The sequence below is a fragment of the Polynucleobacter sp. MWH-UH25E genome (assembly GCF_018687095.1).
In the GTDB taxonomy this organism is placed as follows: domain Bacteria; phylum Pseudomonadota; class Gammaproteobacteria; order Burkholderiales; family Burkholderiaceae; genus Polynucleobacter.
Map to the genome: position 1 here is coordinate 621,636 of NZ_CP061286.1, position 15,800 is coordinate 637,435.

15 protein-coding genes are annotated in these 15,800 nt (G+C 45.6%); 9 read left to right on the forward strand and 6 right to left on the reverse strand.

The genetic code is table 11. The features are described 5' to 3' along the window. Positions 1-41: 41 nt before the first annotated feature. Together ICV39_RS03365 and ICV39_RS03370 are read left to right on the forward strand one after the other, a co-directional pair. Complete coding sequence (locus ICV39_RS03365; RefSeq protein ID WP_215390858.1) at positions 42-1,181, forward strand: efflux RND transporter periplasmic adaptor subunit; 1,140 nt, start codon at positions 42-44, stop codon at positions 1,179-1,181. Positions 1,182-1,188: 7 nt separating this feature from the next. Further along, positions 1,189-4,224, forward strand: a complete 3,036-nt coding sequence (locus tag ICV39_RS03370; protein WP_215390476.1) for an efflux RND transporter permease subunit — start codon at positions 1,189-1,191, stop codon at positions 4,222-4,224. A 25-nt stretch (positions 4,225-4,249) separates the two neighbouring features. Here ICV39_RS03370 and ICV39_RS03375 read toward each other — a convergent pair whose 3' ends face one another. From ICV39_RS03375 to ICV39_RS03385, 3 genes are read right to left on the reverse strand one after another with little or no spacing between them, the layout of a single operon-like run. Continuing rightward, the gene (locus ICV39_RS03375) at positions 4,250-4,915 is read right to left on the reverse strand and encodes a glutathione S-transferase family protein (protein WP_215390477.1); all 666 of its coding nucleotides are present in this window, start codon (positions 4,913-4,915) and stop codon (positions 4,250-4,252) included. A gap of 27 nt (positions 4,916-4,942) precedes the next feature. Beyond that, positions 4,943-5,443 carry a flavin reductase family protein gene (locus ICV39_RS03380; RefSeq protein WP_215390478.1) on the reverse strand — a complete coding sequence of 167 codons (501 nt, stop codon included), beginning with the start codon at positions 5,441-5,443 and terminating at the stop codon, positions 4,943-4,945. Positions 5,444-5,449: 6 nt separating this feature from the next. After that, the gene (locus tag ICV39_RS03385) at positions 5,450-5,746 is read right to left on the reverse strand and encodes a hypothetical protein (protein ID WP_215390479.1); all 297 of its coding nucleotides are present in this window, start codon (positions 5,744-5,746) and stop codon (positions 5,450-5,452) included. A gap of 99 nt (positions 5,747-5,845) precedes the next feature. Between ICV39_RS03385 and ICV39_RS03390 the strand changes: the two genes are divergently transcribed. Further along, positions 5,846-6,829, forward strand: a complete 984-nt coding sequence (locus tag ICV39_RS03390) for an MDR family oxidoreductase (protein WP_215390480.1) — start codon at positions 5,846-5,848, stop codon at positions 6,827-6,829. Between the two features lie 20 nt (positions 6,830-6,849). Here the strand turns inward: ICV39_RS03390 and ICV39_RS03395 are convergent, their stop codons facing one another. Further along, positions 6,850-7,110 (reverse strand): DUF1289 domain-containing protein, encoded by a 261-nt coding sequence (locus ICV39_RS03395; protein ID WP_251372722.1) that lies wholly within the window; start codon positions 7,108-7,110, stop codon positions 6,850-6,852. Between ICV39_RS03395 and ICV39_RS03400 the strand changes: the two genes are divergently transcribed. Then, positions 7,062-8,147, forward strand: coding sequence for an MBL fold metallo-hydrolase (locus ICV39_RS03400; RefSeq protein WP_215390482.1), 1,086 nt, complete (start codon positions 7,062-7,064; stop codon positions 8,145-8,147). The two genes, ICV39_RS03395 and ICV39_RS03400, sit on opposite strands and share 49 nt — an antisense overlap. Here the strand turns inward: ICV39_RS03400 and ICV39_RS03405 are convergent. Continuing rightward, positions 8,059-8,511, reverse strand: a complete 453-nt coding sequence (locus tag ICV39_RS03405) for a PhaM family polyhydroxyalkanoate granule multifunctional regulatory protein (protein ID WP_215390483.1) — start codon at positions 8,509-8,511, stop codon at positions 8,059-8,061. The two genes, ICV39_RS03400 and ICV39_RS03405, sit on opposite strands and share 89 nt — an antisense overlap. A gap of 74 nt (positions 8,512-8,585) precedes the next feature. Here ICV39_RS03405 and ICV39_RS03410 point away from each other — a divergent pair, with 74 nt between their 5' ends. Both ICV39_RS03410 and metH read left to right on the forward strand, forming a co-directional pair. After that, a complete protein-coding gene (locus tag ICV39_RS03410) occupies positions 8,586-9,647 on the forward strand; it encodes a homocysteine S-methyltransferase family protein (protein WP_215390484.1) in 1,062 nt (353 codons plus the stop codon). Continuing rightward, on the forward strand, positions 9,644-12,406 hold the full coding sequence (gene metH, locus ICV39_RS03415; RefSeq protein WP_215390485.1) for a methionine synthase: 2,763 nt from the start codon (positions 9,644-9,646) through the stop codon (positions 12,404-12,406). Before ICV39_RS03410 ends, metH begins: the two co-directional genes overlap by 4 nt. On the opposite strand, the gene ICV39_RS03420 is transcribed toward metH, so the two are convergent. Continuing rightward, positions 12,403-12,720 carry a DUF1840 domain-containing protein gene (locus tag ICV39_RS03420; protein ID WP_215390486.1) on the reverse strand — a complete coding sequence of 106 codons (318 nt, stop codon included), beginning with the start codon at positions 12,718-12,720 and terminating at the stop codon, positions 12,403-12,405. The genes metH and ICV39_RS03420 overlap by 4 nt on opposite strands. Before the next feature lie 35 nt (positions 12,721-12,755). Between ICV39_RS03420 and argS the strand changes: the two genes are divergently transcribed. Genes argS through ICV39_RS03435 form a run of 3 tightly spaced genes read left to right on the forward strand, consistent with a single transcriptional unit; the run spans position 12,756 to position 15,799 of the window. Then, positions 12,756-14,483, forward strand: coding sequence for an arginine--tRNA ligase (gene argS, locus ICV39_RS03425; RefSeq protein WP_215390487.1), 1,728 nt, complete (start codon positions 12,756-12,758; stop codon positions 14,481-14,483). A 35-nt stretch (positions 14,484-14,518) separates the two neighbouring features. Continuing rightward, positions 14,519-15,148 carry an SPOR domain-containing protein gene (locus tag ICV39_RS03430; protein WP_215390488.1) on the forward strand — a complete coding sequence of 210 codons (630 nt, stop codon included), beginning with the start codon at positions 14,519-14,521 and terminating at the stop codon, positions 15,146-15,148. 9 nt (positions 15,149-15,157) lie between these two features. Continuing rightward, on the forward strand, positions 15,158-15,799 hold the full coding sequence (locus tag ICV39_RS03435) for a thiol:disulfide interchange protein DsbA/DsbL (protein WP_215390489.1): 642 nt from the start codon (positions 15,158-15,160) through the stop codon (positions 15,797-15,799). The last annotated feature ends 1 nt before the right edge of the window (position 15,800 follow it).

Sequence of the window (15,800 nt, forward strand, 5' to 3'; positions counted from 1 at the left end):
TTAAGTGGCGCGGTACAAAGGCATATGCCAAGTTAATGGCAATGGAGCCTTTGCCACGTCGCATGACAATCATGCTGTGCGGAGTCTTCTTATTGTTGGGGCTGATTTTTGCTTTTAATCAGTTCAAGTCATTCATGATTAAGCATTTCATATCAGGAATGGGTTTGCCACCAGCGACGGTTTCAACAATGGTGGTTGCAACTTCAGAGTGGCAGCCAAAGTTAACTAGTGTTGGTAATGTACGCGCCTTTAGAGGGGTTGATCTCAGTACAGAAATTGGTGGTTTAGTTCAAACTGTGCCCGTTAAATCTGGTCAAGATGTTAAAGAGGGCGATTTACTCATTAAATTAAATGACGCTTCTGATGTGGCCCAACTGAACTCCTTAAAAGCAATGGCGGATCTTGCAAAAGTCATTAACGAGCGCGACAAGCAGCAGCTGGCGATTCAGGCGATTAGCAAAAACGTTTTTGATACTAGTAAAGCCGATGCAAAATCAAAGCAAGCTCAGGTCGAAGCTCAAACCGCTTTGGTTGCTAAGAAAAATCTAAAGGCTCCATTTAGTGGACGTGTTGGCATTGTGTCAATCAACCCTGGGCAGTTTGTGAATCCAGGCGATAAATTAATCACCCTGCAAACTTTAGATCCTATATTTGTGGATTTCACATTGCCTCAAGGTAATGCTGAGCAAATTCAAGTGGGGCAAGAAGTTGTCGTTACTACTGATGCATTTAAAGATGCCAGCTTTACCGGCAAGATCACTGCAGTTAGCCCAAAAGTGGATACCAATACTCGCAATATTCAAATTGAAGCGCAGATTGCCAACCCTGACAAGAAAATATTGCCTGGCATGTTTGCTAATGTGAATATTAAGCTTGGTGACGAGGTGAAATTGCTAACCTTGCCACAAACAGCAGTGACTTATAACCCTTACGGATCAACCGTTTTTATTGCTAAGCCTACTGGTAAGAAAGATAAGCAAGGCAATCCAGCGCTTGAGGCCCAGCAAGTATTTGTAACAACTGGTGCGACACGTGGTGATCAAGTGGCTATTCTCAAAGGCATTAATGAAGGTGATACCGTTGTCACTAGCGGTCAATTGAAGTTAAAGAATGGCACGCCTCTGATTATTAATAACAAGGTGCAGCCCGCAAACTCTCCTGATCCTAAGCCGCAGGAATAATTAGCCGATGAATTGGACAGATATATTCATCCGCAGGCCAGTGTTATCACTGGTGGTCAGTGCGCTGGTGCTCGTTTTTGGTTTGAAGGCGATTGGTTCTTTGCCAGTTAACCAATATCCACAAACACAAAATGCCATCGTTACGATAACTACCGCTTACTACGGTGCTGACCCGGAAACGATCGCTGGTTTTATTACGCAACCTTTAGAGGCTTCAATCGCTCAAGCTCAGGGCATTGATTATCTTTCCTCAACTAGCGTGAGCGGTGTCTCCACCATCATTGCGACACTCAAACTGAACTATGACTCGAACTCGGCATTAACGCAGATTCAGACGCAGATTAGTGCGGTAAAGAATCAGCTGCCCCCGCAAGCGCAACAACCTGTATTGACCGTTCAAGTGGGTCAATCAACTGCTGCAATGTATATGGGTTTTTATAGTGATCAGTTGCCCAACAATGCGATCACGGATTATTTATTGCGAGTTGTAAAGCCTAAGTTAGATTCTGTTGAGGGTGTACAAAACGCGGAGATTATTGGTGGTAGGAAGTTCGCTCTACGTGCTTGGTTGGATCGTGAAAAAATGGCTGGTCTTGGTGTTGGCGCAGATGATGTGTATAGCGCCATGTCAGCAAATAACTATTTATCTGCAGTGGGCAGCACAAAAGGCGATATGGTTTCTGTTGACCTGGTTGCTGGTACTGACCTGCACACATTGGAAGAGTTTCGCAAGCTAGTGGTGAAGAAGGATGGCGTCAATATTGTTTACTTAGACCAGGTGGCGAATGTCTCTCTAGGCTCCGAAGACTACAACACCAATGTGGCTTTCAGCGGTAAACAATCTGTATTTATTGGCATTAAGGTTGCGCCACAAGCCAATTTGCTTGATGTGGCCCAGCGCGTAAGAGACGTGGTTCCAGATATCCAGAAACAATTGCCGATTGGCATGAATGGTCAAATTGTTTATGACTCCACAGAATTTATTACTAGCTCGATTGATGAAGTGATCTCAACCTTGCTTGAGGCCTTAGTCATCGTGACAGTTGTGATTTACTTGTTCTTGGGAAGTGTTCGCGCGGTAGCAGTGCCTGTAATCGCGATGCCTTTGTCTTTAATTGGTACTTTCTTCTTGATGCAAATATTGGGCTACTCCATTAATTTGCTCACACTCTTGGCATTGGTTCTAGCAATTGGTCTAGTAGTGGACGATGCCATCATCGTTGTCGAGAACGTTGATAGGCATATGAAGGAAGGTAAATCGCCTTTGGAAGCCTCCTTAATCGCAGCTCGTGAATTGGGTAGTCCAATTTTGGCGATGACGGTTGTATTGATCGCTGTATATATTCCGATTGGTTTTCAGGGCGGTCTAACCGGAGCTCTTTTTACGGAATTTGCATTTACCTTAGCCAGCGCTGTAGCGGTATCGGGCTTGATTGCATTAACTTTGTCACCAATGATGTGCTCGCGTATTTTTACCGAAGAGCAAGAAGCCTCTTCTTTTGTGCATAAGATCGATCAGATATTTGATAAAGTGCATCACAGCTATCAATCCACTTTGCGCGACTTATTAAGTACCTGGCAAGTCATTATTGTGATGGGCGCTATTTTGCTTGGTGGAGTTGCTTATCTTTATGCCACTGCGCGCGCTGAATTAGCGCCAACGGAAGATCAGGGCATTGTGTTGATGCAGGCATCTGGCCCGCCAAACAGTACTGTGAATCAGATGCAAACTTATGCAGATCAAATTTACGCAATTGCTGCAGCTGAACCAGAATATGAACAAGCGTTTCAGATAACTAGTCCAACATCCAGCTTTGGCGGCATTTTGTTAAAAGATTGGAGCTCACGCAGTCGCAACGCGACCAAGTTCCAAGAAGATATGCAGCAAAAGTGGAATACGATTGCGGGTGCGCGCGTAGCCGCATTCCAGTTCCCCGCTCTACCTGGAGCCCAAGGTTTGCCGGTTCAGGTTGTAATTAATACTACTGAGTCGTATGAGCAATTGAATGAGGTGTCCCAGACGGTTTTGGATAAAGCACGTCGCAGTGGCAACTTCTTCTTTGTAGACTCCGACTTAAAGATTGATAAGCCGCAAGATGTTCTTGTGATCGATCGCGAGAAGGTGGCTGCTTTAGGAATGACGCAGCAGCAGGTTGGTGCAGCGCTCTCTGCGGCTTTGGGTGGTGGTTATGTGAACTATTTTTCTGTCTCAGGTCGTTCATATCGAGTGATCCCACAAGTGAAGCAAGTGGATCGTTTAAACCCAGATCAGATATTGGATTACTACATCCGCACTCCAAGTGGCGCGATGATTCAGGCGCGGACGATTGCTAGCATTAAACAGCGCGTTGTACCGCAATCGATTAATCACTTCCAACAATTAAACTCTGCAACCATTTCTGGAGTGAGTACACCGTTTATCTCCCAAGCAGATTTGCTGGAGTACATGCGTCAGACTCTAAAAGAAGTCGCTCCAAATGGTTACTCCATGGACTATGCGGGCCCTTCACGTCAGTTTATGTCTGAGTCAGGCGGCTTTCTTGTAACAATGTTCTTTGCAATTTTGATTGTTTTTCTGGTACTTGCGGCGCAGTTTGAAAGCTTCCGCGATCCAATTGTTATTCTGGTGTCTGTTCCCTTAGCTCTTTTTGGCGCTTTGATTTTTATTAATCTGGGCTTCACTACCTTGAACGTTTACACGCAGGTAGGTCTTGTCACCTTAATGGGCTTGATTAGTAAGCATGGTATTTTGATTGTTGAATTTGCAAATGAATTGCAAGAAGCCGGCCGTAGCAAATTAGATGCGATTGTTGAAGCAAGTAGCGTTCGTTTAAGACCAATCTTGATGACTACTGCAGCGATGGTACTTGGCGTTGTGCCTTTGGTAATTGCCTCTGGAGCAGGTGCAGCCGGCCGTCAATCTATGGGAATCGTGATCTTCACAGGCCTATCAATCGGCACCTTGTTCACGCTCTTTGTAGTGCCTGCGATGTATCTGTATATGGGCGCTGATCACCACCAGAAGAAATTCAAGCAAGAATAATTTTTTAAATGAGTAAAGCTCAATATCACTTGTTAATGATATTGAGCTCTTTTTCTGCAAATTCTTGAAAATGGGTTTCTGATTTAATTTGATTTAACCAGCGATCGATATTCTGTAAATTTACTCGTGCGCCAGTTTCTTTTGCAAAAGTGTCGTTAATTAAGATCCAGCGGTGCACACATAGACTGAGTACGATATCGCCAAGATGAAATTTCTCTCCAGAGCAAAAAGTCTGTGAAGCTAGAGCCTTATCGAGAACTTCAAATAACTGATTCGTTTCTTGATAAGACTTGAAGATGAGTTCATGGTTTTGTTCTGCTGCTGGAACTCGCGTTAGGCCGATGAAGGCAGGACGCAAAACGGGCCACAGCGTACCCACTTGCCAGTCCATCCACTTTTCAGAGCCATATTGAGAGGCAATGTCTGCCGGAAAGCGTTTATTTTGGTTGTACTGCGAAGCTAGGTAACGCATGATTGTGTTGGACTCCCAAAGTACCAGCCCCTTATCTTCTAGTGTGGGAACTAAACCATTTGGATTGAGATTTAAGAACTCTGGTGTGCGCACTTTTCCAAACTGAAGGCCAGCATCAATACGCTCAAAATCGACGCCTTCTTTAAGGCCTAACTCGGCAAGACACCACAACACTTTTTGAACATTAATAGAGCTTTTCCGCCCCCATAAACGCATCATCTTTTTTCCTATCGAGTGATTTATTGCTTAGCTAGATTTAGCTTTAGAAAAATCCAAGCCAACGAATTTGCTGCTTGCAAATATGAGAGGTTCTTTTTCAGGATGATTTTTTAATTGAATCACTTTGGCAACAATAATGTTGTGATCGCCACCCGTATGAACCGAAACAGTTTCGCATTCATAGTAGGCTACACAGTCTTTAATTTGCGTTAAGCCACTATCGGTGCGTTGATGACCAATTTGGTCAAATTGATTTACTTTGACTGTTGCGAAGTGCATTGCTAGAGACTCTTGGGAGCGCTCTAACACGTGTATCAAATGCTTTTTGCCAACTTCGACCCAGGGCATAAAGCGAGAATGCTTCTTAAGACTCCACAGAATTAATGGTGGTTCTAAGGAGACGGTATTAAATGAGCTAATCGTGATGCCGTGTGGATTTTGCTCTTCATCGACGCAGGTGATGACAGTGACCCCAGTGGCAAAAGATGCGAATCCTTTGCGAAGCTCTTGCGATGTAAATGGGGCCATCTTTCTTTACTTGCTGTCTGTTTTAGGTGTTGATTCAATCGTAGTGCCTGGAATTGGAATCAATACCTCGTTTTCTTCAGCCTTTACACATTTAAAGCGATACTCTTTGCCAGCCTTGGATAGAAAGCTAGCGCCCTCATAAAAATCGTTTTTACAGGCCTTGGTAGCAAAATCCATGACATCTTGCGGACTTGCGCTAGAAGTGATCAGGCGCATATTGCCCATTGACATGTTAATTTCAGTGGAATAACAACCTGCGAGCAATAAGCTAGAAGTTGCGGTTAATAGTAGAATTTTTTTCATGGAAACCTCCATAATCGACAATGCTCGTTAGGATAAACCTATTACGTAAAAGCTGTGGGGAAAAGCTCCCCATACAGAAAAAGAAACGGGGAAAGAGACATGTTTAAAGCAATCTTGATTAACAAGGATGACCAAGGATATAGAGCTGAGCTTGGCCAGGCTGATGAAGCCAGTCTTCCAGAGGGTGATGTCAGGGTAAAAGTTCTGTATTCCACCCTTAATTACAAGGATGGTTTGGCTATTACTGGTAAAGGCCCTGTTGTGCGAAGCTTCCCTATGGTTCCTGGGATTGACTTTGCGGGAGAGGTCGTTGAGAGCGCTAGTCCTGACTTCAAGGCAGGCGATATGGTCCTTTTAAATGGTTGGGGAGTCGGAGAAGGTCATTGGGGTGGTTTAGCTCAGCAGGCTCGCGTTAAATCAGAATGGCTTATTCCGTTACCAAAAGGATTTACCGCAAAGCAAGCCCTTGCTATTGGCACTGCTGGATATACCGCCATGCTGTGTGTAATGGCTTTGCTAAAGCATGGACTCAAGCCAAGTGATGGGGAAGTTTTGGTCACCGGTGCAGCGGGTGGCGTCGGCAGCTTTGCAATCACTTTGTTAAGTAAGCTCGGGTTTACGGTAGTTGCTAGTACTGGGCGGATGGCTGAAGCGGATTACTTAAAAAAACTAGGCGCTAGCGAAGTCATTGATCGTGCAAGCTTGTCAGCACCAGGCAAACCTTTAGCTAAAGAGCGTTGGGCTGCGGTACTAGACAGTGTTGGTAGTCATACCCTTGCAAATGCTTGTGCACAAACCAAGAGTAATGGTGCAGTAGCTGCTTGCGGGCTTGCTCAGGGAATGGACTTTCCCTCTAGCGTCGCCCCATTTATTTTGCGAGGTGTAACTCTTTATGGAATTAATAGCGTTACAGTGCCACGTGAAAAACGAATTGCCGCTTATGAGCAGTTAAGTAAATTAGTGGATTTGAAGACGCTTGATGAAATTTCTCAAGAAATTACTTTGGAAGAATCTTTAAAGTATGCGCAGGAGTTGATGCTTGGCAATGTGCGTGGTCGTTTGATTGTGGATGTGAATCGCTAACGGGTGATGGGCAGAGTCGCTCACTCAATGGCTTGTAACTTTCGAGCAGTGATTGTCTCCCAAATTTTCAGCTTGTCATCATTCGGCAGTTCCGACCAATCTGCGATTTCAGAAAGCGTGCGATAACAGCCGCGACAATAGCCATTTTCGGGGTTAATGTCGCACCAATTAACGCAGGGTGATGGAATCGGTGTCAATACGATCCTTAATGCAATAAACAAGAAATATGAATATGAGTAATCAACAGCAAACCACAAATGAGGCCGCCATTCATTATCCATTAGGCGATCTGCTTCCACCAGTTGGTCAAAGCATCGAGGTTGCCCCTGGAGTTCGTTGGTTGCGCATGCGGCTCCCTTTTGCTTTAGACCATATTAATCTTTGGTTATTGCACGATCAATTCAATGGGGTTGAGGGCTGGACAATTGTGGACTGCGGTATTGCCAATGATGAAACGAAAGCATCGTGGGAGGCTATTTTTGCAACTCAATTAGAGGGCTTGCCAGTATTGCGTGTGATTGTGACGCATATGCACCCAGATCATGTTGGTTTGTCTCAATGGTTATGTGAGAAATGGAATGCTCCTTTGTGGATCTCAATGACCGACTATTTGACGGCGCAATGGTTAAGTTGCAAAGAAGGTGGTGCAGCTGTTGGTGCGCGTGCAGGTGGCGGTGGTTCTGCCGATCATTTTCAAAAGCATGGTTTAACCGCACCAGAGGATCTGGAAAAAATTCGGGCACGATCAAACTACTACAGCAATATGGTTCCTGGTGTGCCCCGCCAATATCGCCGCATCCTTGATGGCGAGTGCATTTCCATTGGCGGAAATGATTGGCAAGTCATTATGGGTTATGGGCATGCGCCAGAGCATGCATCACTATTTTGTAAAAACTTGAAGGTATTGATTTCAGGGGATATGCTGTTGCCGCGGATCTCTACGAACGTCAGCGTTTATGATGCGGACCCCGATGCAGATCCATTGGGCTTGTACCTGCAATCTCTGGCAAAGTATTTGCCTTTACCGGATGACACATTAGTACTGCCATCCCATGGCAAACCTTTTGTTGGAATTAGGCCCAGAATTGCGCAGTTAAATGCTCACCATGATGAGCGCTTGGCCGACGCATTGGGAGCATGCCAAAAGCCAATTACTGCTCGCGAAATTGTTCCAGTGTTATTTAAGCGAGAACTCGATATTCATCAACTCACTTTTGCAATGGGCGAGGCTATTGCTCATCTGAATTACCTACTTCGTCGAGGTAAGTTGGATCGCCAACTTTGCGAGGACGGCGTGTTGCGGTTTTGCGCGGTTTAGCTTTTGTTGTTTTAGGACTCTCGCTAGACTCCGATTTGGGTGTGGCTGCAGCGCTTGCCGCAGAGACTGCATCCCCAAATGATTTCAGGGCCATCATCGTTGCATGCTGTACTTCCAGCCCCTGAATCGTCGACTTCAGAATATTGAGGTTGAGATTGAGCCAGTTTTCAACGCTTTTCAGATCCTTGATACGTTTCTCAAGTTCCTCGATATCCATGCCTGGAAAGGCGGCTCCTAAGCCACCAGCCGCTTTTGAGGCATCTGTGGTGAAAGGAAACTGTCCAGCTTGGCCTGCTGCGCCCTGTCCCCACATGGTTTTAAACATCTCAAGACTTTGATTGAATTCGGGAATGGTTCCAAACATGGCGGCTCCAAGGTAAATAAAAAGTGGCTTTTCCAATAGAATAAGGGATTCTAGAGATCAATCCCGGTTAAGCAATGCAATTTAATGGTTTGTCCCAGCCTTACACCCGTGGCAAGGCGCTTCCTGAGCTTTTAAAGCAGCGCATCCTCATATTGGATGGCGCGATGGGAACCATGATTCAGCAATATAAGTTAACTGAAGCCGATTACCGTGGTTTACCTGGCAATACTCGTTTTGCAGAGCACCCTGGTGATCTCAAGGGAAATAATGAGTTATTGGTACTGACGCAACCTCAAATTATTAGTGAGATTCATGAGAAGTATTTAGATGCGGGCGCCGACATTATTGAAACAAATACTTTTGGCGCAACCTCAGTAGCTCAAGAGGATTACAAAATGCCTGGCCTGGCGCGAGAGATGAATGAAGTCTCAGCAAAACTTGCACGCGCTGCTTGTGATAAATACAGTACCGCGGATAAGCCACGCTTTGCTGCTGGTGCGATTGGCCCAACTCCAAAAACTGCAAGTATTTCTCCTGATGTAAATGATCCAGGCGCTCGCAATATTACTTTTGATGCTTTACGCGCTTCATATCGCGAACAAATCGAAGGACTCTTTGCTGGCGGAGTGGATTTATTTTTAGTTGAAACCATTTTCGATACTCTGAATGCAAAAGCGGCATTGTTTGCGCTTGATGAATTTTTTGAAGAGACAGGCGAGCGTTTGCCAGTCATGATTTCTGGAACGGTAACGGATGCCTCCGGAAGAATTCTTTCTGGGCAAACCGTTGAGGCATTCTGGAATAGTTTGCGCCACATTAAGCCATTGACCTTTGGGCTCAACTGCGCTCTTGGTGCAGCCTTAATGCGCCCTTATATTGCCGAGCTAGCCCGTATTTGCGATGCGGCAGTGTCTTGCTATCCAAATGCAGGTTTACCTAACCCGATGAGTGACACAGGATTTGATGAGACTCCTGAAATTACTTCGGGGTTAGTAGATGGTTTTGCAAAGGATGGGCTTGTGAACCTAGTGGGTGGTTGTTGTGGCACCACGCCCGATCATATTCGCGCGATTGCGAATGCTGTTGCAAAACGTAAGCCGAGAGTTTTCTATCGCGAAGAGGCTGAAGAAGTATGAGTAAGGTAGAAAACAAAAATCAGAAGCAAATGATTCCAGCAATGAAGCTTTCTGGATTAGAGCCATTTAATGTGACTACGGATGTAGGCTTCGTCAATATTGGAGAGCGTACCAATGTGACGGGTTCTAAAGCGTTTGCACGAATGATTCTGAATAATCAATTTGATGAAGCGCTCGCGGTAGCGCGCCAACAAGTTGAAAATGGTGCCCAAGTCATTGACATCAATATGGATGAGGCAATGCTTGATTCTGAAGCGGCAATGACGCGCTTTCTTAATCTCATTGCGTCTGAGCCTGATATTGCTCGCGTGCCCATCATGATTGACTCCTCAAAATGGAGTGTGATTGAGGCGGGTTTGAAGTGCATACAGGGCAAGCCCATCGTTAATTCGATTTCTATGAAGGAGGGCGAGGAGCCTTTCCGTAAACAAGCTGCTCTGATACGTCGCTATGGAGCCGCAACGGTCGTAATGGCATTTGATGAAGCAGGGCAGGCAGATACTTTCCAACGCAAGATTGAAATTTGTCAGCGAAGCTATGACATTCTGGTAAACGAAATTGGTTTTCCTGCTGAAGACATTATTTTTGATCCTAATATCTTTGCGATTGCGACCGGTATTGAAGAGCATGATAACTATGCCGTGGATTTTATTAATGCTACTCGTTGGATAAAAGAGAATCTTCCTGGAGCCAAGGTCAGTGGCGGCGTTTCAAATGTGAGCTTTTCTTTCCGTGGGAATGATCGAGTACGAGAGGCAATTCACACAGTATTTCTTTACCATGCCATTCAGGCTGGCATGGACATGGGTATCGTCAATGCTGGTCAGCTGGGCGTCTATGCAGATCTCGATCCGGAATTGCGTGAGCGTGTTGAAGACGTAGTTCTCAATCGTTTTAAAGAAAAAGAAGGTCAAACGCCAACCGAGAGACTCTTGGCTATTGCTGATCAATTTAAAGGTGATGGCACTAAGCAGGTTGAGAATTTAGTATGGCGTGAGGCGCCCGTTCGCGAGCGTTTAACCCATGCATTAGTGCACGGCATTACGACATTCATCGAAGAAGATACCGAAGCATTGCGTGCGGAGATCATGGGCGCAGGTGGTCGACCAATCGAGGTCATTGAAGGCCCGCTGATGGATGGTATGAATGTTGTGGGTGATTTGTTTGGCGCCGGCAAAATGTTCTTGCCTCAGGTGGTGAAGAGTGCGCGTGTGATGAAGCAGGCTGTTGCAATTTTGATTCCCTACATTGAGGAAGAAAAGCGCCAGCATATTGCGGCTGGTGGCGAAGCCAAGGCTAAAGGCAAGATTGTGATGGCTACTGTTAAAGGCGACGTTCACGATATTGGAAAGAATATTGTGACGGTAGTACTTCAGTGCAATAACTTTGAAGTAGCCAATATGGGCGTAATGGTTCCGTGCGCAGAAATCTTGAAGCGTGCCAAAGAGGAGAATGCCGACATTGTTGGCCTCTCAGGATTAATTACACCATCACTAGAGGAAATGACATACGTTGCACAAGAGATGCAGCGAGATGAGTATTTCCGTTCTCGTCAAATTCCGTTGATGATTGGTGGCGCTACGACTTCACGGGTTCATACCGCTGTAAAGATTGCGCCTCACTATGATGGCCCAGTGGTCTATGTGCCTGATGCATCTCGCTCCGTATCTGTGGCAGCAAGCCTATTATCAGACGAGAGCGCAAAGAAATTTATCCAAGAGTTGCGCGATGACTATGCCCGTATTCGTGAGCAGCATGCAAATAAGAAAGCAACACCAAGCATCTCGCTGGAGGAAGCGCGCAAAAATCGCGAGATGATTAATTGGTCAGCATATGTCCCGGAGAGGCCAAAATTTATTGGACGTCGCGTCTTTAAGAATTTTGCTCTTAGTGATATTGCCAAGTACATTGATTGGACCCCATTCTTTCAGACCTGGGATTTAGCGGGAAAATTCCCAGCGATCTTAGATGATGAAGTAGTTGGCGAAGAGGCGCGTAAGGTTTATGCCGATGCTCAGAGCATGTTAGATAAGCTGATTAAAGGTCAGTGGCTACAAGCGGATGGCGTGGTTGCTTTTTATCCTGCCAATACAGTTGGTGATGACATTGTTTTGTATAGCGATGAAGAGCGCAAACGCCCTTTGTTTGTTTGGCATAACTTGCGTCAACAATCAGAGCGTCCAGTGATCGATGGCGTTCGTAGGCCGAATCGTTGCTTAGCGGATTATGTTGCACCAAAAGATAGTAGTGTTGCAGATTACGTTGGTTGTTTCGCGGTAACTACTGGCCACGGTGTTGAAAAGAAAGTGGCTGAGTTTCAGGCAAAGCATGATGATTACAGCGCCATTATGTTGAAGGCGCTAGCAGATCGCTTGGCCGAAGCTTTTGCCGAATTAATGCATCATCGCGTTCGTACGGATTTATGGGGCTACGCAACTGATGAGCTGCTGACTAATGATCAAATGATTAATGAGGAATATCGCGGTATTCGTCCGGCGCCTGGATATCCTGCTTGCCCTGCGCATGAAGTGAAGGAGGATTTGCTTCGTGTAATTGGGTCTGAAGATATTGGTATGACTCTTACCGAATCGCTAGCAATGAACCCAGCCTCAAGCGTAAGTGGTTTCTATTTGGCTCATCCAGACGCCCAATATTTCAATGTTGGAAAAATTACCTCTGAGCAGCTTGAAGATTTAGCAAAACGTCGTGGCCAGTCAGTTGATGATGTGCGTCGTCAGCTTGCGAGCTTGGTGGATTAAACGCCCCACATGACAGATTCGTTTTTTGCTCGAGCCTGCTTCATGAGTTCTAAAAATGGATACGCCCTTTGACCAAGTCGATCAGCTAGCTTGGGTTTCTCAGATTCGCTATCTTTGTTTTCGCCTACTTTTTTGCGCTCCTCTAGATCATTCAAGATGGCGGTTTCTAGGGCTGTGATCAGGGCGGGCAATTGCTCCTCAGTCAATATTCCCCTAGGCTCAAGCGGGCGACCCAAGATATCGAAGATTCGCTTGGTCAGATCAGCCAGCATGATGACATCTGGACCAGCTTTAGAGCGAAATTGATAGATCATTTCAACAGCTTACCACCTGATAAACTCACTTAACTATGTTGCAGACCAATAAAAACCGTTTAATTGATATGTTGAGTTTGGCTCTAAAAGGCCTAGCTCAGGAGCGTGGCTTAGATGATGCCCCAACCCCCCGTTTAGAAAGACCAAAGGTGGTCGATCATGGGGATGTGGCATGTAATATCGCCCTCCAGCTTTCAAAGGCGTGGAAGCTCAATCCGCGAGATTTGGCCCAAGCCCTAGTTGATAGATTGCAAAAACAGGCGGGCTTCGATCAATTGATTTCATCCTGCGAAATCGCGGGACCTGGCTTCATTAATTTTCGATTGAGTAACCAAGCCAAAACCGCAGTTGTTGGGGAGATTCTCTCCTCTGGCGTTCATTTTGGCGAAGTTACCCAAGGCTCTAGACAGGTTAGTAGTGCCATGATTGAGTTTGTTTCAGCAAACCCAACGGGCCCTCTACATGTTGGACATGGTAGACAGGCCGCCCTAGGCGATGCTCTAGCCAATTTATTGGCTACCCAAGGAGTAAAAGTACATCGTGAGTTCTACTACAACGATGCTGGCGTGCAAATCGCTAATCTTGCTTTGTCTGTTCAAGCACGCTTGCATGGTTTAAAGCCAGGGGATGCCAATTGGCCTGAGCAAGCATACAACGGTGAATATATCGCAGAAATTGCTTCTGCTTTTAAAGCGTCGCCCGAATATCAAGATGATCTAGAGTCGATTCGTAAGTTTGCAGTGGCATATTTACGCAACGAGCAAGATATTGATTTGAAGACATTCGGCGTTAAGTTCGATTGTTACTATTTGGAGTCATCCTTATATACCGATGGTAGTGTCGATCAGATCGTTCAAGATTTGCAGGCGATCGGAAAAACCTATGAGGCTGATGGCGCGCTTTGGCTCAGAACAACTGATGATGGCGATGATAAAGATCGCGTGATGCGAAAGTCAGATGGCAGCTTTACTTATTTTGTTCCAGACGTGGCTTATCACACCAGCAAATGGAATCGTGGCTTTGACAAAGTGATTAACGTTCAAGGCAGCGATCATCATGGAACGATCGCACGTGTTCGCTCTGGTTTGCAGGGCGTAGCGCAGAAGCGTGGCTGGGATATTCCAAAGACCTACCCAGACTATGTTTTGCATAAGATGGTTACTGTGATGCGTCATGGTGAAGAAGTAAAGATTTCAAAACGCGCAGGTTCTTATGTGACTGTGCGCGATCTAATTGAGTGGTCTGGTGGGGTTACTCCAGAAATGACTCCTGAAGAAAGAGGGTTAGCATTGCAGCGTGGGCGCGACGCGGTTCGTTTCTTCTTGATATCTCGCAAGGCCGATACTGAATTTGTATTTGATATTGATTTAGCGCTTGCGCAAAATGATGAGAACCCAGTGTTCTATGTGCAGTACGCGCATGCACGCATTAGCTCAATCTTGCAACAATGGGGTGGCAAGCCCGCTCAATTAACTAATGCCGATTTGTCTTTGTTGCAAAGTAAGGCATCTGATCATTTATTAAGACGTTTGGCAGAGTATCCAGAGGTTTTAACCAATGCGGCAGCAGAGCTAGCCCCACATGCCCTTGCTTTTTACCTGCGTGACTTGGCTGGCGATTTCCATACCTTTTACAACGCTGATCGCGTATTGGTAGATGATGAGGCATTAAAGCTTGCACGCCTTGCTTTGCTATCGGCAACACGTCAGGTTCTACAAAATGGGTTGAGAGTCTTAGGGGTATCCGCTCCAGCAAAGATGTAGTAGCAATGAATGAAGTGAATATGTAAGATGAGGATATGATGAAAAAACCGAATCAACTAGCAAGCTTCAAAAAGCAAAACATAGACTCCAATACGGGTACTTTAAATCGCAATTCCCAGTATGGCGGAACCATTCTGGGCTTTGTGCTTGGCTTGGGTGCAGGACTAGGAATTGCTTTTGTAATTGCCTTCTATCTTTCTAAAAATACTCCGCAAGAGAGACCTGGAGTCCGTGCGCCGAATTTGCCGATGACAATTAAACCTGTAACTCCAGCTGAGGGTGAGGCGGCTGCTCCGGCTGAGCAGCCAGATTTAAACAAGCCTTTGCAAGGTAAGCTCCCAGCACCTGCATCTAGCGACCCAATTGGTGATTTAGTCAGCGGTAAGAAATCAGCGGACGGGGCTAACCCTGCAGCAGCACCAAAGAGTGACGCGATTTATTTCTTACAAGTGGGCGCATTTACAAAACGTGCTGACGCAGATGCTCAAAAGGCAGCTTTGGCGATTCAGGGAATTCAGGCGCAATTGAGCGAAGTAACTAGCGATGGCAATACTTTATGGCGTGTTCGTACTGGACCCTACGCTAGTGTTGAAGAAAGCAATCCGGCTCGCGATAAATTAAATGGTATGGGCATTAAATCTACTCTTATTAAAACAAGTAAATAAACTGCAAATATGATCTCAATTAGCAAGCGAATTTTTTTAGCATTTACCTTGATATTTTTGTGTGGCGCAGTCCACGCACAGAAAATTGAAGAAGGTTTTGATTATCGAGTTCTGCCTGTGCCGCAGCCAGTGGAGACAAAAGGCAAGGTCGAGGTTATTGAGTTTTTTTGGTATGGTTGTCCACACTGTTATGACTTTGAACCTGAGTTAAGCGCTTGGGTTAAACGCCAACCTAAGGATGTCGTTTTCCGTAGAGTGCCAGTGGCATTTCGGGATGATTTCTTGCCGCATAGCCAGTTGTACTACGCTCTTGAGGCGATGGGCAAAGGTGATGCACTTAATGAAAAGGTGATGTATGCGATGCATAAAGAAAATAAGCGTCTACTCACCGAAACTGAAATTGCGGATTGGGTTGCTTCACAGGGCGTTGATCGCAATACTTTCCTTGCAACCTATCGTTCCTTTGCGGTCGTTTCAAAGGCTAGAGCTGCAAAACAATTGACCGAGGCTTATCGCATCGATGGTGTGCCAACCATTGTGATGCAGGGCAAGTATGTAACCTCACCATCGATTGCCGGCACCAAGGCTAAAGCGATTGCAGTGATGGATTATCTTGAAGAAAAAATCCGCAAAGATAAATATCGGCAGTAGT